This window comes from Devosia sp. 67-54, from assembly GCF_001899075.1.
Lineage (GTDB): Bacteria > Pseudomonadota > Alphaproteobacteria > Rhizobiales > Devosiaceae > Devosia_A.
The window spans coordinates 519,167-538,881 of sequence record NZ_MKVA01000011.1 but is presented as its reverse complement, the minus strand read 5'-3'; the positions used below and the strand labels follow the sequence as shown (position 1 = coordinate 538,881).

20 protein-coding genes are annotated in these 19,715 nt (G+C 66.2%); 19 read left to right on the top strand and 1 reads right to left on the bottom strand.

The features are described 5' to 3' along the window. The first annotated feature begins 34 nt into the window (after positions 1-34). The 10 genes from BGO82_RS19515 to BGO82_RS19470 all read left to right on the top strand — a co-directional run bounded on the left by BGO82_RS19515 (position 35) and on the right by BGO82_RS19470 (position 10,757). Positions 35-1,066 carry a sugar ABC transporter permease gene (locus BGO82_RS19515; protein ID WP_291307293.1) on the top strand — a complete coding sequence of 344 codons (1,032 nt, stop codon included), beginning with the start codon at positions 35-37 and terminating at the stop codon, positions 1,064-1,066. 1 nt (position 1,067) lies between these two features. Further along, positions 1,068-1,949 (top strand): carbohydrate ABC transporter permease, encoded by an 882-nt coding sequence (locus BGO82_RS19510; RefSeq protein WP_291307292.1) that lies wholly within the window; start codon positions 1,068-1,070, stop codon positions 1,947-1,949. 4 nt (positions 1,950-1,953) lie between these two features. Continuing rightward, a complete protein-coding gene (gene ugpC, locus BGO82_RS19505) occupies positions 1,954-3,015 on the top strand; it encodes a sn-glycerol-3-phosphate ABC transporter ATP-binding protein UgpC (protein WP_291307291.1) in 1,062 nt (353 codons plus the stop codon). Next, the gene (locus BGO82_RS19500; protein ID WP_291307290.1) at positions 3,015-4,568 is read left to right on the top strand and encodes an amidase; all 1,554 of its coding nucleotides are present in this window, start codon (positions 3,015-3,017) and stop codon (positions 4,566-4,568) included. The genes ugpC and BGO82_RS19500 overlap by 1 nt, the downstream gene beginning before the upstream one ends. An 88-nt stretch (positions 4,569-4,656) precedes the next feature. Next, complete coding sequence (gene hisD / locus BGO82_RS19495; protein ID WP_291307289.1) at positions 4,657-5,982, top strand: histidinol dehydrogenase; 1,326 nt, start codon at positions 4,657-4,659, stop codon at positions 5,980-5,982. A gap of 3 nt (positions 5,983-5,985) precedes the next feature. Beyond that, a complete protein-coding gene (locus BGO82_RS19490) occupies positions 5,986-6,750 on the top strand; it encodes an SDR family oxidoreductase (protein ID WP_291307288.1) in 765 nt (254 codons plus the stop codon). 17 nt (positions 6,751-6,767) lie between these two features. Next, a complete protein-coding gene (locus BGO82_RS19485) occupies positions 6,768-7,814 on the top strand; it encodes a LacI family DNA-binding transcriptional regulator (protein WP_291307287.1) in 1,047 nt (348 codons plus the stop codon). Positions 7,815-7,879: 65 nt separating this feature from the next. Further along, positions 7,880-8,920: a cupin domain-containing protein gene (locus BGO82_RS19480; protein WP_291307286.1), complete on the top strand. Its 1,041-nt coding sequence runs from the start codon at positions 7,880-7,882 to the stop codon at positions 8,918-8,920. Further along, positions 8,920-10,056, top strand: coding sequence for a cobalamin-independent methionine synthase II family protein (locus BGO82_RS19475; protein WP_291307285.1), 1,137 nt, complete (start codon positions 8,920-8,922; stop codon positions 10,054-10,056). The genes BGO82_RS19480 and BGO82_RS19475 overlap by 1 nt, the downstream gene beginning before the upstream one ends. A gap of 2 nt (positions 10,057-10,058) precedes the next feature. Then, a complete protein-coding gene (locus tag BGO82_RS19470; protein ID WP_291307284.1) occupies positions 10,059-10,757 on the top strand; it encodes an RraA family protein in 699 nt (232 codons plus the stop codon). Positions 10,758-10,815: 58 nt separating this feature from the next. Here the strand turns inward: BGO82_RS19470 and hisD (BGO82_RS19465) are convergent, their stop codons facing one another. After that, positions 10,816-12,102, bottom strand: a complete 1,287-nt coding sequence (hisD, locus tag BGO82_RS19465; protein ID WP_291307283.1) for a histidinol dehydrogenase — start codon at positions 12,100-12,102, stop codon at positions 10,816-10,818. Positions 12,103-12,295: 193 nt separating this feature from the next. Here hisD (BGO82_RS19465) and BGO82_RS19460 point away from each other — a divergent pair, with 193 nt between their 5' ends. The 9 genes from BGO82_RS19460 (at position 12,296) to BGO82_RS19420 (ending at position 19,715) form a co-directional block, all read left to right on the top strand. Continuing rightward, a complete protein-coding gene (locus BGO82_RS19460; protein WP_291307282.1) occupies positions 12,296-12,994 on the top strand; it encodes an alpha/beta fold hydrolase in 699 nt (232 codons plus the stop codon). Continuing rightward, the gene (locus BGO82_RS19455; RefSeq protein WP_291307281.1) at positions 12,991-14,157 is read left to right on the top strand and encodes an ester cyclase; all 1,167 of its coding nucleotides are present in this window, start codon (positions 12,991-12,993) and stop codon (positions 14,155-14,157) included. Before BGO82_RS19460 ends, BGO82_RS19455 begins: the two co-directional genes overlap by 4 nt. Positions 14,158-14,493: 336 nt before the next feature. Further along, positions 14,494-15,573, top strand: a complete 1,080-nt coding sequence (locus BGO82_RS19450; RefSeq protein WP_366246986.1) for an ABC transporter substrate-binding protein — start codon at positions 14,494-14,496, stop codon at positions 15,571-15,573. A gap of 1 nt (position 15,574) precedes the next feature. After that, positions 15,575-16,636, top strand: a complete 1,062-nt coding sequence (locus BGO82_RS19445; protein WP_291307279.1) for an iron ABC transporter permease — start codon at positions 15,575-15,577, stop codon at positions 16,634-16,636. Beyond that, positions 16,633-17,391 (top strand): ABC transporter ATP-binding protein, encoded by a 759-nt coding sequence (locus BGO82_RS19440; RefSeq protein WP_291307278.1) that lies wholly within the window; start codon positions 16,633-16,635, stop codon positions 17,389-17,391. Before BGO82_RS19445 ends, BGO82_RS19440 begins: the two co-directional genes overlap by 4 nt. Next, entirely contained in the window at positions 17,388-17,987 is a 600-nt protein-coding gene (locus BGO82_RS19435; RefSeq protein WP_291307277.1) for a hypothetical protein, read from the top strand. The genes BGO82_RS19440 and BGO82_RS19435 overlap by 4 nt, the downstream gene beginning before the upstream one ends. Further along, positions 17,984-18,604, top strand: a complete 621-nt coding sequence (locus tag BGO82_RS19430) for a hypothetical protein (RefSeq protein ID WP_291307276.1) — start codon at positions 17,984-17,986, stop codon at positions 18,602-18,604. Before BGO82_RS19435 ends, BGO82_RS19430 begins: the two co-directional genes overlap by 4 nt. Further along, a complete protein-coding gene (locus BGO82_RS19425) occupies positions 18,601-19,158 on the top strand; it encodes a hypothetical protein (RefSeq protein WP_291307275.1) in 558 nt (185 codons plus the stop codon). The genes BGO82_RS19430 and BGO82_RS19425 overlap by 4 nt, the downstream gene beginning before the upstream one ends. A 224-nt stretch (positions 19,159-19,382) precedes the next feature. Then, entirely contained in the window at positions 19,383-19,715 is a 333-nt protein-coding gene (locus BGO82_RS19420; RefSeq protein ID WP_291307274.1) for a YidB family protein, read from the top strand.

Below are 19,715 nucleotides of genomic sequence, written 5' to 3'. Positions count from 1 at the left end.
GCCCCTTTCGTTCGACTTCTCCCGAGGGCGTCGCATGAAGCACAGAACTTTCTTCTGGTTCATCCTGCCTTCGGCGCTGGCGATGCTGCTGTTCATCGCGCTGCCCATCGTGTCGGTCGCCATCCAGTCGCTCTATATCGAGCACGAGAAGGTGATGGTCACGGTCGAGAGCTGCGGACCGTTCGGGTGCAGCAAAGACACGCATGTCGATGCCGAAAAGACGCTGGCGCTGCAGCGAGCCGAGCCGCTAGGCCGCTTCAACGGCCTCGGCACCTATCTGAACCGCTCGCATCTGGCGGTCGGCGAGATCGGTGCGATCCTCGCCAGCAACAGCGGGCCGGCCGACATCGTCGCCCGCATCTATGCACTGCCGCTCTATCGGGCGCTGGCCTTCACGCTGGCCTATTGCATCCTGGTCACGCCGCTGGCGATGATCCTCGGCTTCTTCATCGCTTTGGGCATCAACGGGCTACCGCACCTGGTCAAAGGGCCGGCGATCTTCCTGTCGCTGCTGCCCATGATCATCACGCCGCTCGTCGGCGCGCTGATCATCTATTGGATGATCGATTCCAACGGCATCATCGGCGCCAATCTGCAGGCGCTGTTCCACGACCCCAACCTTTACCTCAAAGCCTCGCCGGTCCTGACCTGGGTGGTGCTGATCGTCTACGGGATCTGGACCAACGCCCCGTTCTCCTTCGTCGTGTTCTATGCCGGCCTGCAGATGGTGCCGCACGACACGCTCGAAAGCGCCATGGTCGACGGCGCATCGCGCTGGGAGCGCATCCACTTCGTCGTCATCCCCTCGCTCGCGCCGCTCGCGACCTTCGTCGCGCTGGTGCAGCTGATGGACAATTTCCGCGTGTTCGAGCCGATCGTCGGCTTCAATGCATCGGCCAACGCCTCCTCGCTCAGCTCGGCGATCTTCGACGATCTGCACGGCCAGAACGCACAGCTCTTCGGCTCGGCGGCCGCCACCTCGATGCTGACGATCATCGGCGTCGTCATCCTGCTGACGCCAGTGCTGATCCGCACCTGGCGCGAATTCTCGAGGAAGGGGGCGTGAGATGAGCGCTGCAATGCAGAAGCGGCCACTGCCACTGTCGATCCTCGCGAGCGTCTTCATCATCGTCTGGCTGATCGCGGCCGCCTTCCCGTTCCTATGGACGGTGTGGGGCTCGTTCAAGGTCGAGGCCGATTTCTTCTCGCGGCTGAGCTGGTGGAACGCCATCACCGGCCCCGCGACGCAGCAGCAGACCGGCGCCAGCTTCACCGGCGCCGGCTATTACGGCGCGTGGGTCACCAACAACTTCTGGCGCTCGGTCATCAATACCGTGCTGGTCACGGTGTTCGTCACCATCATCTCGCTGACCTTCGGCACGCTGGGCGGCTACGCCCTCGCCCGCTCCGGGCAGCGCTATTCGTTCTGGATCCTCATCATCGCGCTGATCTTCCGCGCCATGCCGCACATCACGCTGGTGTCGGGCTATCTGCTGCCGTTCTTCCAGCTCAACATCTGGGGCTATCTGCCGACGGCCATCATCGTGCTCGTCGCCATCAACCAGCCCTTCACGCTGTGGATGCTGCATTCGTTCTTCCTCAGCATCCCCAAGGACCTCGACGAGAGCGCCATGGTCGATGGCTGCACGCGCTTCGAAGCCTTCCGCCGGGTGGTCATCCCGGTCATGTGGCCGGGCGTGATCACCACCGGCCTGTTCAGCTTTCTGCTCGGCTACAACGATTTCGCCGTGACGGCGATGCTGCTCAGCCAGGACAACCAGACCATGATTCCGAAAATCCAGAGCTTCATGAGCTCGATCTATCAGTCCGGCAACGTCATGTACGCGGTGGCCGCAGTGGTTTCGGCCACGGTGCCGCTGTTCATCCTCGTGCTGTTCTTCCAGCGGCAGATCGTCAGCGGCCTCACCGCCGGCGCGGTAAAGGGATAGGCTCATGGCCCGCATTCAGCTCAAGAACGTGTCGCGCCGCTGGGGCAAGTTCGTCGCGGTCGACCAGATCAACCTCGACGTCGCCGACCAGGAATTCCTCGTGCTGCTCGGCCCCTCAGGCTGCGGCAAGACCACGACCATGCGCATGATCGCGGGCCTCGAGGAGGTGAGCGGCGGCGAGATCTGGCTGGGCGAGCGCATGGTCAACAAGCTCGAGCCCAAGGACCGCGACATCTCGATGGTGTTCCAGAGCTACGGACTCTATCCCAACCTCACGGTGTACGAGAACATCCGCTTCCCGCTGCGCGTGCGCAAGGTGCCCAAGGAGTTGCACCATGACAAGGTGATGAAGGCGGCGAACATGGTCGAGCTCAGCGACTTCCTGGAGCGACGCCCGGCGGCGCTGTCCGGCGGCCAGCGGCAGCGCGTGGCGCTGGCGCGCGCCATCGTGCGCGAGCCCAATGCCTTTCTGATGGACGAGCCACTTTCGAACCTCGACGCCAAATTGCGCGTGTCGACGCGGGCGCAGATCAAGAATCTGCACCATACGCTCAAGACCACCACCATCTATGTGACGCACGACCAGATCGAGGCGATGACGCTGGCCGACCGCGTGGTGGTGATGAACAAGGGCGTGGTGCAGCAGATTGGTGCGCCGAAGGAGATCTACGACAGGCCGGCCAACACGTTCGTGGCCGGCTTCATCGGCTCGCCGGCCATGAACCTGGTGCCGGGTGTGCTGCAGGGGGGCGTGTTCACCGGCGAGAACATCCGCATCGAGGGCGTCGGCGGCGGGACTGATGGTCCGGTGATCCTGGGCTTCCGTGCCGAGGACGCCGAGATCGTGCCGAGCGGCGGGCAACTCACCGCCCCGATCTATTCCCTGGAGCTGCTTGGCGAAGCCTCGATGGTATCGATGCGGGTCGGCGGCGAGCTGGTGTCGATCAAGACCAGCAAGGATTTTGCCGCCGAGATCGGTTCGCCCATTTCGGCGCAGGTGCCGGCGCGCGCCTGCCACGTCTTCGACCGGCAGTCGGGCCAGCGCCTCGGTGGCGCGGCAACGTGATGGCGACGCCAATTGCCGACACCAGAGCCGATGGCGACGGCCTCGACCGGGCGACGTTCGATACGGCGCTCGCGGCGCGCGGGATCAAGCTCAACAGGGACGAAGCCGACAGCGTCTTCGCTCTCGCGCGCTGGCTGAGCGAAGGTGTCGCGGCGCTGGACGATACCGCCGCAGTCGACGAAACGCGCGCGGCGGCTGACCTGCCGATCGGCGAAGCCGGCAAGCGCCTCCGCAGCGGCCAATTGACCTCGGTCGATCTGGTGCGTGCCGCGCTGGCTCGCATCGCCGAGCGTGACCGGGACTATCGGAGCTTTTATGTCGTCGACGCCGAGCGGGCGCTGGCGGCTGCGCTCCGCGCCGACGCCGAGCTCGCCGCCGGCCACGATCGCGGGCCACTGCACGGTATCCCGGTCGGCATAAAGGACATGATCGATGTCGAGAGCCTCGCGACCACTGCCGGATCACGTGGTCGCGCCGGCCGGGTCGCGGCGCAGGACGCCGCGGTCGTCACCCGCTTGATCGACGGCGGGGCGGTGATCCTGGGCAAGCTCGCGACCTATGAATGGGGCACGGTCGGACCGGCCTTCGACACGCTCTATCCGCCCGCCCGCAATCCGTGGAGCCTCGAGCACATCACCGGCGGCTCGTCGTCGGGCTGCGCGGCGGCAGTTGCCGGCGGCCTGCTGCGCACCAGCATCGGCACCGATACCGGCGGCTCGGTGCGCGGCCCGGCCGCCTATTGCGGCGTGGTCGGCCTCAAGCCAACCCATGGCCTGGTGCCGACCGCGGGCGTGCTGGCGATGTCCCCGTCGATGGATCATGTGGGGCCGATGAGCGCGACGACCGCCGAGGCGGCGCTGACGCTCGACGTCATCAGCGGGCGGAGCGGCGCCGAGGCGGCGTCGGCCCTGCTCGGCCAGCCGATTGCCGGGCTGCGCATCGCCTATGCTCGCGACTGGTTCGCGCGCGACCCGCAAGCGACCGCCGAGGTGGTCGCGGCGATGGACGCCGCCGTGTCGACGCTCTCGCAACTGGGCACCAGCATCGAGCAGGTGACGCTGCCCGAATACAGCGCGATCGAGGTCGCGGCAGCGGCGGTGCTGCACAAGGAAAGCTTCGACGCCCATGCCGGCGACCTCGCCGCGCGACCCGAGGGGTACGGCCGCAAGACCTATCAGAGCCTCGTCGCCGGCGCCGTTGTCACCGCGGCCGAATATGCCAAGGCGAAGCGCGTTGGCGAGGCGTTTCGCCGGCGGCTCGACACCGACATCTTCGCGCGTTTCGATGCCCTCGTGACGGTCGGCACACTGACGCCCGCTCTGCCCGTGGCGCTGTTCGGCAAGGGCTCGGTGTGGACGCCGATGCGCACAATCGGCTTCAACCTTTCCGGACATCCGGCGCTGGTGCTGCCGATGGGATTTGCCGACGGGCTGCCGCTCGGTATGCAACTCGTCGGCCGGCATTTCGGCGAGGCGCGCCTATGCCAGATCGGCGATGCATTCGAACGTGCCACCGACTTTGCCTTGCAGCGGCCGCCGCAGCCGCCGCGCTAAATTCGCGCAGTTGCAGGGAAACCACCGGGAGGTCTCTTGCAATCTTTGCATACGTATGCAAGATCGAGCCAAACGGAAGGCGGTCGGAATGGCGAAGTGGCTGAAGCGCAGCAAGGACGTGGCGGCGCGGGCGGAGGCGGACCGGCAGGTGCGCGTCACGGTCGAGGGCATCCTTGCCGATATCGAAAAGCGCGGCGACGAGGCCGTGCGCGAGCTGTCGCGCAAATTCGACAATTGGGACCGTGACGATTTCCGCCTGACGCCAGCCGAGATCGATGCCTGCATGGCGCAACTGTCCGAACAGGATCTCTCCGATATCGCCTTCGCGCAGCAGCAGGTACGCAATTTCGCCGAGCAGCAGAAGGCGACGCTGAGCGAGCTGTCGGTCGAGACGATGCCAGGGGTGACGCTCGGCCACCGCCTCGTGCCGATCGCCTCGGTCGGCTGCTACGTGCCCGGCGGCAAATATCCGCTGCTCGCCTCGGCGCATATGTCGGTGCTGACCGCCAAGGTCGCCGGCTGCGGCCGCGTCATTACCGCCGCCCCGCCCTTCCATGGCAAGCCGGCGCCGGCCATCGTCGCGGCCCAGCACATGGCGGGCGCCGACGAGATCCTCGTCCTCGGCGGCATCCAGGCGGTGGCCGCGATGGCGATCGGGACGCAGTCGATCACGCCGGTCGACATGCTGGTCGGCCCCGGCAACGCCTTCGTCGCCGAAGCCAAGCGCCAGCTCTATGGCCGGGTCGGCATCGACCTCTTCGCCGGTCCCACCGAAACGCTGCTGATCGCCGACGAGACGGTAGACGGCGAGCTCTGCGCCACGGACCTGCTCGGTCAAGCCGAGCACGGCCCGACCTCGCCCGCCATCCTTGTCACCAATTCCGAAAAGCTCGCTCGCGAGACGATGGCGCAGATCGAGCGCCTGCTCGACATATTGCCCACCGGCGAGACGGCCCGCCGGTCATGGACCGATTTCGGCGAGATCATAGTCTGCGACAGCTATGAGGAGATGCTGGCCGAAGCCGACCGCATCGCCAGCGAGCATGTGCAGGTGATGACCGATCGCGACCTGTGGTTCCGCGACCATCTCACCAATTTTGGCGCATTGTTCCTCGGGCCACGCACGAATGTGGCGTTCGGCGACAAGGTGATCGGCACCAACCACACACTGCCGACGCAGAAGGCGGCGCGCTACACCGGCGGCCTGTGGGTGGGGAAATTCATCAAGACCTGCACCTGGCAGATGGTCGAGACCGACGAAGCGTCGGCGATGGTGGGCGAATACTGCTCGCGGCTGTGCATGCTCGAAGGCTTCGTCGGACACGCCGAGCAGGCCAATATTCGCGTCCGCCGCTATGGCGGCCGCAACATCCCCTATGCCACCGCGGCTGGCCCGCGGGCAGCCGCCGAATGAACGATGGACCTGCCGCGCACACCTAGCCTCAGGGTCGACGGCAAGCGTGCCCTGGTCACGGGCGGCTCGCGCGGCATCGGCCTTGCGGCGGCGACCGCCCTGGCGGCGGCCGGCGCGGTCGTTACGATTGTCGCGCGCAGCAGCTCGGATGTGGGCGCGGTAGTTGCGGCACTCCGGGCGGCCGGCTACGCAGCAGACGGCGAGGCGCTCGATGTCACCGATTTCGACGCCGTGGGGGCACTGGTCGATCGCGGCGAGCCGTTCGACGTCCTGGTCAACAGCGCGGGCGCGGCGCGCCACGCTCCGATCCTCGCAGTGACACCTCGCGACTATCATGCGGTGATGGACGTCAATGTCGGCGCCACGCTGTTTGCGAGCCAAGCGGTCGCCACGCGGCTCGTGGCGCAGGGCCGGCCTGGCTCGATCATCAACATCTCGTCGCAGATGGGCCAGGTCGGCGGCCCCGACCGAGCGGTCTATTCGGCCAGCAAGTTTGCTGTTGAAGGCCTCACCAAAGCGATGGCGATCGACCTCGCGGTCCACAATATTCGTGTCAACAGTATCTGTCCCACGTTCATCGACACCGAACTCGCGAGCAGAAGCCTCGCGGACCCGGGGTTCAAATCGTGGGTGCTGTCGAAGATCAAGCTTGGGCGGATCGGCCGGCTCGAAGACATCATGGGGCCGGTGGTGTTCCTGGCGTCGGATGCGGCCAGCTTGATGACCGGCTCAGCTCTGGTGGTGGATGGCGGATGGACGGCGGAATAATCACCAAGAAGCCTTCCGTGACCTCGTCGCAGGTTGCCGAGCATGCTGGCGTGTCGCAGTCGGCGGTGTCGCGCACCTTCACGCCCGGCGCCTCTATTTCACCGAAGACGCGCGCCAAGGTGCTGGCTGCCGCCAAGGAGCTGGGCTACCGCCCCAATGCCATCGCTCGCTCGCTGATCACCTCGCGCTCGCGCATCATCGCGGTGGTGATGGCGTATCTCGAAAATCTGTTCTACCCGGACGTGCTGGAGGAACTCGGCCGCCGCCTCGCCGCCGAGAACTACCATGTGCTGCTGTTCACCGGCTTCATGGACCGCGATTCCGATCCGGTGTTCGACCAACTGATGCAGTACCGGGTCGATGGCATCATCCTTGCCTCGACCTCGCTGAGTTCGCAGCTGTCGGAAGAATGCACCGTCGCGGGCATTCCAGTGGTGCTGTTCAATCGCACAACAGAGAAGGCCGCGGCTTCGTCGGTCACGACACGCAACCGCGAAGGCGGGCGGCTGCTTGCCGAATTTCTCATCGCCGGCGGGCACAAGAGCTTCGGCTACATTTCGGGGCTGGAGAACTCGTCGACCAATCGCGATCGGCTCATCGGCTTCCGCGAGGGCCTGAAGGCCGGCGGCTTCAGCAAGATCGAGGTCAGGACCGGCAATTACAACCGCGCCGACGCCGAAGCGGCGGCTCGGGAGCTGCTGTCGCTGCCCAAACGCCCGCAGGCGATCTTCGTCGCCAACGACCATATGGCCGTCGCCGTGATGGACGTCGCCCGCTACGAATTCGGCCTCACGATTCCCAAGGACCTGTCGATCGTGGGCTATGACGATGTCGGCCCGGCCCGCTGGCCAAGCTACGGCATCACCTCGGTGACGCAGCCGATCATGCCGATGGCGGAAGCGACCGTCGACATCCTGATGGACCAGATCGCCTCCGGCGAGATCGAGCCGCAGCACCGGGTCATCCCGGGCGAGCTCATCGTGCGCACCTCCGCCCGCCTGCCCAAGACAGGCATCGTCGAGCGCGATGGAGTGAAATTCTACAAATCTGCCGCCACGCGCTGAGCCGATCGGCTTTGGGCAGCGCGCGCTGTGCATACGAATGCAAAGGCTGTGAAAGGAGTTTCGACATGAGCAAATGGACGCAGGAGGCGATGGAAAAGCGGCTGGTCCGCTACGCCGACCTCAAGGGGCTGCGCAACGCCTTCATCGATGCGCGCACGCCCGGGTCCGATCGCAAGGAGAATTTCACCATCATCGGGCCGGGCGTTTCCGAGAACCCGGCGCAGGTGGTGCATATTCCCGAGGCACACGGCTTCAATTTCGGTGCGGCGCGGCAACCCTTCGGCTGCACCAATTCGCAGCACTCGCATCTGACCGCCGAGACCTTCCTGGTGCACACCGGCAAGTGGCGCTTCGTCTTCGGCGCCAACAAGGACGAGGGTTATCTCGACGTCGAACCTGGCGACGTCGCGAGCGTGCCGACGCACATGTTCCGCGGCTTCGAAAAGCGCGACGAAGGCACGGGATTTCTCGCCGTCGTGCTTGGCCATGACGATCCAGGCAAGGTGGTCTGGGCGCCGTCGGTGTTCAAGATGGCCGAGGATTTCGGCCTGAAGCTGCTGAAGGGCGGCAAGCTGATCGACACGACGCTGGGCGAAACGGTGCCGGAGGGCGCCGAGATGGAGCAGCCGCCCGATGCCGCCAAGCTCAAGGAGCTGGCGACGCCCCCGATGAGCGAGCTCAGCAAATATGCCCTCAAGGCGGCGGCCATGACGGGCAACCCGAACTCGCCTCTCGCCGGGCCCGGCGTTGAGGAAGACGCGGTGATCGGCGACATCGACTCCCGGGACGGCTTCAAGGCCGGCCCGATCATCGGCCATTGGGACCACGGCTTTGCCCTGCGCCGCCTGAAGCTCGAGACCGGCGCCAGCATCCCGATGCATTCGCGCGCCGAGCAGGAAGTGATCTTCATGCAGTCGGGCACGCTCGAATTCTCGTGGGACGGCGGCCGGCTGGTGATGGGCGCCGGCGACACGCTGACGGTGCCGGTGGGACTGATGCACGCCTATCGCAACCCCGCCTCCGCCGACGCGATCGCCTTCGTGGTGCGCGGTGCGTCGGCGCCCGCCGCCCCGGCCTTCGCCGAACGCCGCGTGGCGGCCGAATAATGGCACGTATCCTGACAACGCATGTGGGGTCCCTGCCCCGCAGCAAACAGATCACCGACCTCGTGTTCGCGCGCGAGGCCGGTGTGCCCATCGATGAAGCCGGCTTCAACCGCATCGTCGGCGAGGCCGTCGCCGATATCGTGGCACGGCAAAAGGCGGCGGGCGTCGACCTGCCGTCCGACGGCGAGATGAGCAAGATCTCCTACGCCACCTACATCAAGGATCGCCTCACAGGCTTTGCCGGCGACAGCGCACGCCGGCCACCGCAGGACCTCGAACAGGTGCCCGGCTTTCTCGAGCGGCAGGCCAAGGGCGGCGGCACGCCGACCTACCGGCGCCCCAAATGCATCGGCGAAATCGCCGTCAAGACGCTACAGCCGCTGCGCGAGGACATCGACAATTTCCAGTCGGCGCTCAAAAGCAGCGGCTATGCCAAGGGCTTCATGAACTCGGCGACACCGGGGGTCATCGCGCTGTTTCAGCCCAACGAGTTCTACACGACGCAAGACGACTATCTCGAAGCCGTCGCCGAAGCCATGCGTGCCGAATATGAGGGCATCGTCGCCGCCGGATTGATCCTCCAGCTCGACAGTCCCGATCTTGGGCTCGGCCGGCACATGATGTACAAGGAGCTCGACGACGCCGGCTTCGTCCGCCGCGCCGAGCGCCACATCGAGGTGCTCAACCATGCGCTGCGCAACATCCCGGGCGACAAGGTGCGCATGCATGTCTGCTGGGGCAATTACGAAGGCCCGCACAATTGCGACATCGCGCTCAAGACGGTGCTGCCGGCCATCCTCAAGGCCAAACCGCGGGCGCTGCTGTTCGAGGCGATGAACCCGCGCCACGCGCATGAGTGGATCGACTGGAAATCGGTCGAGCTGCCGGATGACTACGTGCTGATCCCCGGCATGCTCGACTCGACCACCAATTTCGTGGAGCATCCGGAACTCATCGCCGAGCGACTGATGAACTTCGTCAACATCGTCGGCCCCGACCGTGTGATCGCCGGCACCGATTGCGGCTTTTCGACCTTTGCCGGCTTCGGCACGGTCGACCCCGACATCGTCTGGCTGAAGCTCAAATCGCTGCGCGACGGCACCAATCTCGTCAACGACCGCCTGAAGCTGAGCTGAGCATGTCCATCACCCCGGAAACACTGGCGATCCTGCGCCGGCACGATACGCCGACCATCTGCAACGCGCTCGAACATGTGATGGGCGGTCGCACCGCCGAGGGCTTCACCAAAGCCCCCGTGGTCTGCGCCGATCCAGCGCTGCCGCCCATCGTCGGCTTCGCCCGGACGGCCCGCATACGGGCCTCGTCGCCGGCGCAGCGGCCGGCAGCCGAGGTGCGGGCGCTGCGCATGGCCTATTACGAGCACGTGGCCGGCGGCGCGGGACCGAATGTCGCCGTGATCGAGGACACCGACTGGCCGCGCTGCATCGGCGGCTTCTGGGGCGAGATGCAGGTGGCGCAGCACAAGGGGCTGGGCGTCGCCGGCACGCTGACGAACGGCGTGCTGCGCGACCTCGGCATGCTGGATGCGGGCTATCAGGTGATCGCCGGCTCCATCGGGCCAAGCCATGCGTTCGTGCACGTCACCGAGCTCGACTGCACCGTCACGGTGTTCGGCATGACCGTGCGTCCCAACGAGCTGATCCATGCCGACCGACACGGGGCGGTGGTGATCCCGGCCGAGCATATTGAGACAATGCCCGCCGCCATCGACATCGTGCTGCGCAAGGAGCAGCCGATCCTCAAGGCGGCACGGGCGCCGGGGTTCAACATCGAGAAGCTGCGCGCGGCCTGGCGCGAAGCCGACCAGATCAAATAGCATGACGCCCGCGTGTCATCCCCACGGACGCGGCGATGACGGCTGGCCCGGGACGTCGTCACGCCTGCAGGCGGTCCAAGCGAAGCTGCGCCGCATGGCGATGCCCTTCCAGCGTCTCGCTGGCGCTCTGGCGCGCCGCCGGCGGCGCCACGGCGCGCACGCCTCGCTCGTCGATCCACTGATGGGTGGCGATCTTCACATAGGCGCCGACCCAGAGGCCGCCGGTGTAGCGGCCGGCGCCCATGGTCGGCAGCGTGTGATTGGTGCCGATGCATTTGTCCGAATAGACCACGCTCGCGAGCTGGCCGATGAATAGCGAGCCGTAATTGCGCAGCTTTTTGGCCATCGCCTGCGGGTCGGCGGTGTGGACCTGCAGGTGCTCCGCGGCGATGTAGTCGGAATAGGCGATCATTGTCGCCTCGTCCGGGCAGACGGCGATCTCGCCGTAGTCCTTCCATGCCACGCCGGCGACGCTGGCGGTCGAAAGCGTCGCGAGCTGCCGCTCGACTTCCTTGAGTGTCGCCTCGGCGAGCGCACGGTCGGTGGTGATGAGGCCGACACGCGTGCGCACATCGTGCTCGGCCTGCGCCAGCAGGTCCGTCGCGATCATCTCGGCATCGCCGGTGCGGTCGGCGACGACGAAAATCTCGGAGGGGCCGGCGAGTTGGTCGATGCCCACCGGGCCGAACACCTGGCGCTTGGCTTCGTTGACGAAGGCATTGCCCGGTCCCACGACCTTGTTGACCGCCGGCACGCTCTCGGTGCCGTAGGCGAGCGCTGCGATGGCCTGCGCGCCGCCGATCCGGAAGATGCGGTCGGCGCCGCTCAAATGGCAGCCGGCGATCATCGCCTTGTGGGCATTGGGCGGCAGGCAGGCGATCACCTCGTCGACGCCGGCGACCTTGGCCGGCACGATGGTCATGATCGGCGCCGACAGCAGCGGATAGCGGCCGCCGGGCACGTAGCACCCGACCCGCTCGATCGGGATGACGCGGTGGCCCAGATGGACGCCCGGCAGAGTCTCGATCTCCAGCGGCAGGATGGTGCCGAGCTGCGCCTCGGCAAATCTGCGCACATTGGCGATGGCAAATTCGGTGTCCTGCCGGGTCTGCGGCGCGAGCCCGCGCAGCGCCTCTTCCCGCTCAGCATCGGTCACTTCGAAAGCGTTCACCGTCGCGTTGTCGAACTTCTCGGAATATTCGCGCACCGCGGCGTCGCCGCGCTCGCGCACGTTCTTGAGGATTTCGGCGACCAGGGTCTCGACCGGCTTGTTGTCGCTGACCTGATCGCGCGACGGGGCTTTGACATAGCTCACGCCGTTCGGGGCGCGGGTAGAATCGGACATCGGGGAACCTCGAAATAGCTTTGCGGCCCGCTGCTGGAGCCACGGCACATTCCCTCTTGCATACGTATGCAGAATTTGCCAGAAGTTTCTGCGTGAAGATCGCCTTCGCCATGTGGCGCGGCGAGCCGAGCGTCGCTCACCATAGTTTCGATCGATGCCGCGGCTGCCGTCACGAGACGCTAAGATCAGGTCCATGCTCCATCGTCCGCAGCCTCCGCGAACATTTGTCGACGCCATGCCGGCGCCGCTGCTGATGCTGCCCGGCACGCTGTGTGACGGCCGGCTCTACGCCGGCGTTCTGGAGCGGCTACAGGTGCTGGCGCGGGTGCCTCTGCTCGCCGGTGCCGACAGCACGACGGCGATGGCGGAGCGCCTCCTCACGGAGGCGTCGTCGCGCATCTCACTCTGCGGCTTTTCGCTCGGCGCCATCGTGGCGCTCGAAATGATCGCGCTGGCGCCCGAAAGGATCGAGCGGCTGGCGCTGATAGCTTGCAACCCCGGCGTGCTGGACGACACAGCGCGCGCTTCCCGCGCGGCGCTGCGGCAAAGCGAGTTCGCCGATGCGACGGACGGACCGCTGGTGCAGGCGATGGCGCGCGAGACGGATGCCGGCGCCTATCGGCAGCAGACACGCATGACGCTGGAGCGCAGCGACAGCCGGCCACGCCTCGCCCGGATCGACGTTCCAACGCTGGTCCTGTGCGGCGCGTGTGATCGGACCTGTCCACCAGCGATGAGCCGCGCCATCGCCGACGCCGTCCCTGGGGCCTGCCTCGCCATCGTGCCGGGGGCCGGCCACTACCTTCCCCTCGAGCGACCCGGCAGGGTCGCCGACGAACTTGCGGCATGGCTCGCCATGCCGGTCCGGTCTTGCGCAAAGGAGCCATCATGAGCGACGCTGACAACGACAAAGGCGGCAAGGCCCGCATCGCCCGCATCGACACGCCGAAGGAGCAGGTGCTGCAGGTGGAGCGCCGCGACTACCCCGAACTCGCGCCCACCGACCGTCCACGCAGCCAGTCGCTCGACGGCTTCGACGATATCTACACCGATATCGTCGACTACATCGTGCGCTGCACGCACAAGATCTGGGACGAGCGCGACATCGGCCTGATCTACACCCACTACACGCACAATTGCGTGCTCTACGGCACCACCGGCACGATCTACAATCGCGAGGACGTGGTCCGCGACACCATCCAGCGCCTGGTGAGCTTTCCGGAACGGCGCGGCATGGCTACGCAGGTCATCTGGAACGGCAACGACAAGGATGGGTTCTACACCTCGCACCTCGTCACTGGATCCGGCCGGCACACGCAATTCGGCCATTTCGGCGCGCCGACCGGGCGGCCGTTCGTCTCGCGCACGATCGCCGACTGCATGGTACTGCGCAACAAGATTTACCGGGAGTGGGTGGTTGCCGACAACATGGCCATCGTCCGGCAGCTCGGACTCGATCCGCACGCCTTCGCGATGCGCACGGCGAAGTCGAAATTCGACGCCGGACTGACGTCGCTCGATATCGGGGAAAACCGCCGCCTCCTCGGCCAGAACCCGCCGGAATGGGAGGCCGACGTTTCGCTCGCCAACACCACACTCGAGGCCGACGTGCTGCGCTGGCTGCACGAGATTTTCAACAAACGCATGTTCGGCAAGATCAAGGACGTCTACGCGCCGACGGTGCAGTATCACGGGCCGCTGATGAAGGAGCTCTACGGCGTCGCCGCGGTGACGCACCAGCATCTGGGCCTCGTCGGATCGATCCCGGATGCGGGATATTTCGTGCAGCACGTCTGCTCGAACGACAGCGAGGAAGGCGGCACCAAGGTCGCCGTGCGCTGGATCATCGAGGGGCACCATCTGGGCTACGGCATCCTGGAATCGCTGGGCGAGCCCACCGGCAAGCGCCTGCAGGTGATGGGCATGACCCATTTCCACATCAAGGATGGCCAGATCGTCGACGAATGGAACGTCTACGACGAATTGAGCCTGCTGACCCAGATCAAGCTCGCTCAGCTGCAGGACCTGCCCGATACCGATCCGCATCGGCCATGATGGGCCATCGGTGTCGGTCATATCGACTGCAGTGTTCAGTGACCCATCTGGTTCTTCGGCCAGACCAGACTCGGGCGTTCGCTGACAGCGACTGATCGCCTCCACAAGGGGCGATCGTGACTAGACGTGCTCACGAGTTTCGCCGCCGCAACGTCATTGCGAAGACGCCGCCGGCCGGGCTCCACGTCTCAGGGCGTGCCTCAAGGATGGCCGCGCCGCTTCTTTCAAATCCGAGCGCAGAAAGCCAACAGCAGAAACTTGACATCCAAACTCCGCTAATGCTCAAATATGATATCAATACTCATATTTGTGGAGCTTAGGGTGGTCGTGCAGTGGATGAAGACGGCTTCGGTTCTGGCGAGCGTTGGCACAGCGCTGCTCGCGCTATCGGGTGGGGCCCTGGCGCAGCAGATCGACATCACCGATCATGAGGGACGGCCGGTCCACCTCGACGCCCCGGCGCAGCGCATCGTGACCATCCCGATGCCGATGGCCTCGGGCGTGATCGCCCTCGACGGCGGCACCAGCAAGCTCGTCGGCATGAACCCGCTGTCGCTCACCGCCATCCGCGAGGGCATCCTCGGGCGCATCTTCCCCGCCGCCGCGAACATCACCGACAGCGTGACCGGCACCGATTTCATGCCCAACGTCGAAGCGCTGGCGGCCGCCAACCCGGATCTGGTGATTCAATGGGGCGGGCGGGGCAATGATATCGTCGATCCCATCACCAATGCCGGTCTCAATGCGCTGCTGATCAAATACGGGACCGAAGAGCTGACGCGGCAATACATGACCATGGTGGCGACCGCCATCGGCAAGCCCGAACGCATTGGCCCGCTCGTCGAATGGCGCGACAAGGTGGAAAAGGAGATCGAGGCCAAGACGGCGGGATTGGCGGCGGCCGACCGGCCGAGCGTGCTCTATCTGGGCAACGCCCTGTCGTCGATCACGGCCTCGGGTGACAAGGGCAATTACAACGCCTTCTACATCAACATGGTCGGCGCCAGGAGCGCCTCCGCCGGGCTCAGCGGCTCGGCGGCCATCAACAAGGAGCAGATCGCCGAATGGAACCCGGACATCATCCTGCTCAACGCCTTCGAGCCGCAGCTCGACGTCAACTGGGTCTATGACGATCCGATCTTGTCGCTGACCAAGGCGGCGCAGAACCACCGCGTCTACAAGATGCCGCTGGGCGGCTATCGCTGGGATCCGCCGAACCAGGAGTCACCGCTGGGCTGGATGTGGCTGGCCGACCTCGTCCATCCCGAGCTCTTCAATTTCGATCTGCGCGGCGAAATGAAGACGGCCTACCAGACGCTCTACAACTACCAGCTCACCGATGCCGACATCGACGGCATCCTGTGGATGGACAAGCAGGGTACGGCCACCGGCTACGACCGCTTCAAGGCCAAATAGCATGGTCACGTATGCCGGGGAGGCGGTGGCCTCCCCCACGCCGCGCCGGCACGGCCGGCCGACGCTGATCTTCATCGGGCTGGTGGTGACGCTGCTGGCGAGCATCCTGGTCAGCCTCTGCGCCGGACGCTTCTCGGTGCCGGTGGACCGGGCCCTCGCCATTCTCTGGCAGGGCCTGCTGCATCCGGGCGCCACGCCCACCACTATCGACGAGCGCATCGTGCTGCTGGTGCGCGCGCCGCGCGTACTGCTCGCAGCCATGGCGGGAGCCGGGCTCGCAGTCGCCGGAACGGGGCTGCAAGGCGTGTTCCGCAATCCGCTGGTGTCGCCCGACATTCTCGGCATTTCGCAGGGCGCGGCATTCGGCGGCGCGCTCGCCATCATCCTCGGCATCTGGGGCCTGCCGCTGATCGGCATGGTGTTTCTGCTCGGCCTTGCGGCACTCGTCGGCGTCGGCTTCCTGTCGCGCATCAACGGCCGGACGGAGACCGTCACGGTGATCCTGGCTGGCCTGGTGGTCGGCTCCATGTTCACGGCGCTGGTGTCGCTGCTGCAATTCATCGCCGATCCCAACTCGTCGCTGCCGGCGATCGTCTTCTGGCTGATGGGCTCGTTCTCGACCGCCACCTGGGAGCGCGTACTGATTGCGACGCCGGGCCTGCTGCTGGGCACGGCATTGTTGTGGGGTCTGCGCTTCCGCCTCAACCTGCTCGCCCTCGAGGAAACCGAAGCCCGCAGCCTCGGAGTGAGGACCGAGCCGGAGCGCTGGCTGGTCTTCCTGGTCGTCGCCGTGATCGTTGGCAGCCAGGTCGCCGTGTCCGGTATCATCGGCTGGATCGGCATCGTCATCCCGCATGCGGCGCGCCTGCTGGTCGGCCACGATCACCGCACCCTGCTGCCGGCCGCCGTCGTGCTCGGCGCCGCCTTCATGGTGATCATCGACACGCTCGCCCGCAGCGCGACCTCGGCCGAGATCCCGCTCGGCGTCATCACCGCGCTGGTCGGCGCCCCCGTCTTCGCGCTGCTGCTCCGGCGCTATTATCGTGAAAGGAAAGAGCAGTGATCGGCCTCAATGGCGCCACGGTCCGGTTCGGCAGCCGTGTGGTACTCGAAACCCTCTCCTTCTCCGTACCGGTGGGCCGGTCGCTCGCCATCCTCGGCCCCAATGGCCGCGGCAAGACAACCGCTCTGTGCGCCATGCTGGGCTTCCAGCGTCTCGATGCCGGGAGCCGGCTTGCCCCGCCCATCGTCGGCTATGTGCCGCAGACCGGCAGCAGCAATCAGCGGCTCAAGGCGGTCGATGTCGCGGTCATGGGCTGTGCCGCGCGGCTGGGTCTTTTCGGCCAGCCCGGTCCCGCCGACATCGACGCCGCCCGGGCTGCCCTGCAGCGCGCGGGCGCGTTGCGCTTCGCCGACGCCTTCTTCGACCGACTGTCGGGTGGCGAACGCCAGCTCGTATTGCTGGCGCGGGCGCTGGCCACCGGCTCGCCGGCCTTGGTGCTCGACGAGCCCGGCGCCGCGCTCGACCTTGCCAACCAGCAGCGCCTGCTTGCCTTGCTCGACGAGCTGCGGCGGGCGCAGGACAAGGCCATCGTCTTCACCACGCACGATCCCAATCATGCCCTCGCCGCCGCCGACGACGCGCTGCTGCTGATGCCCGACGGCCCGGCGCTCTGCGGTCCGGTGACAGAGGTGGTCACACCGCCGCATCTGGAACGACTTTACAGCGTGCCGATGCGACTGGTCGAGCTGCAGGGCATGAGCGGCACCCCGCATCGTGCGGTGCTGCCGGCCTTCGCCGGAGCGCGCGCGGCATGAGCATCCTCTATATCCAGTCGCATTCGGGCGGGCCCGGCGCAGGCGTCGCCAGGGCGGCACAGGCCGGAGATGTCGCCATAGTGCGCGAGCGCGAGCTGACGCCGGATCAGATCGAGGCGGCGGATGGCCTGATCACCACCACGCATCTCGACCAGATCGGCTGGCTCGCTTACGCCGTGCCGGTGCAGCGCCTGCTCGCCCGCGGCGGCCGTTGGGTGTTCAACGGCCACATCCTCAGGCCATTCCTGCCCGGCCTTGCTGTCTACATGCCACTGCTCGCGCCCAAGCGCGAAGATCTGGCGCTGACGCGGCTGGGCGAGCATCCGATCTTTGCCGGCATCGACCAGCAGCTCCTGGCGAAGAACCGCGGCGTCGCCGGGTTCTACGGCCGCGGCCACAACCCGATGCCGCCGGGCGCCACCGCGATCAACGGCCTCGGCCCCGGCCATCTGCCGATCGACTGGCACTGGCGGCTGCCGACCGGCGGCGAGATGCTCGTCCACGCCGGCAACGAATTCTGGGGCTGCGGCGACGACGCGGAGCTCAAGGACCTGCTGGTTTATCGCACCATCGCCTGGACGGGAGGCAGGCTATGAGCGTTCTCGCTGTGCATCCTGGCGCCTACTACCACATCCAGAGCTTCGAGACGCCACGCTATGCCGGCTATTTCGACCGGCTGGCGCGGCCCGAGCAGCTCGCCGATGTCGTGCTGTCGGACTGCAACGTCGTTCTTATTCCGTGCCGGACGCCGGACGATCGCCTGGCGCCGCACCGGGACCTGCTGCGAGCCTATCTCGATCAGGGCGGCACGCTTGTCGTCACCGGCGAGAACGAGTTCAGCGCGTTCCTTCCCGGCATAAGCTTCACCCCGCAGCCGACCAATTGGTGGTGGTGGCTGGAGCCGGGCGCCGATCTCGGCGTGCGCATCGCGCGACCCGAACACCCGCTGTTCCGGCGTCTCGCGCAGCGCGACCTCACCTGGCACCTGCACGGCTGGTTCGATGTTCCCGATGGAGCCGAGGTGCTGGCCGTCAATGGCGAGGGCAAGCCGATCCTTTACGTCGACGAGGTGACGACAGAGGGCCGCATGGTGATCACCAGTCTCGATCCCTTCTTCCACCACGGCAGCCATTTCATGCCGGCGACCACGCGCTTCCTCGATGGCTTCCTGCCCTGGATGCGTGAAGAGCTCGATCGCAAGGAACACTCATGAGCGAAGCAACAATCGTCGTGGCCGAGGGCGGGCGGCCCATGTCGTTCACCTATGCGGATTTGATGCACTATCACGGCTTCGGCTTTCCGGGTGGCGTAGCACATGCCTTCCAGGTGATGCAGCTGGCGCTGCCGCTGCTGAGCCCCGACACCCCGCCGGAGCGCCGCGAGATCGACATCCGGACGGCCTTCCGGGGTCCCGGCGGACGCGATGCGTTCGAGATGGTGACCCGCGCCGTGACCGACGGTCGCTTCGTCGTCGATCCGGCGCTCGAGCGGCCCGAGCGGGGTGAGACCCTGGCACGCTATGTGTTCGTGCTGACCTACCGCGATCGCGTCGTGCGACTGCAGATTCGGGACGGGCATGTACGCGACGAGTTCATAGCGCTTGGCCGCAAGCCGGATCGCACGGCGAACGAAGAGGCTCGACTCACCGTCCTCAAGCAGGAGATGGCCGACCGCCTGCTTGCGCTGCCGGCAGGTGACGTCTACGAGCCGTGCGGCGATGACAACCAGCGGGGACCGATGATGGTCCGCTCGGCCATTGTGCCGTAGGCAGGGCGCTGCCTCCGAACGCAACCAACGTGTCATCTTCGGCCGCGAGCCTGTCGCGCCAGTTTCGACGCGGCGATCGCTTCGGTTGGCGAGACGGCCGATCGGGTCAAGAACCGAGCGGCGGCCTGCACGGTGTGCAGCAGTTTCCCGAGGCTCACGTTACGATTCCCCCCGGGCCGCCGCCGTGATAACAAGCGGATGGGGCGTGATCGGAGTGAATGACGATGGGACTTTTTGACGAACTGGCTGGCGTCGTTGAGAATGCGATCAAGTCGCATCCGGGCGGCCTTGGCGGGGTGATGAACGACGCCCTCACGCATCTGGGGGGCATCGACGGCGTGGTGAAGACGCTGAACGAGGCCGGACTCGGCGCCAAAGTCAATTCCTGGCTGGGCGAGGGCCCCAATACGCCCATCACCGCCGACGAAATCAAAAATGCCCTGGCGCCTGAACATCTGCAGCAGATCGCCAGCAAGCTCGGTGTGCCGCCCAATCTCGTCGCCGAGGTTCTGGCGCAGCACCTGCCCAGCGCGGTTTCCGGCAGCGCGAAACGATAG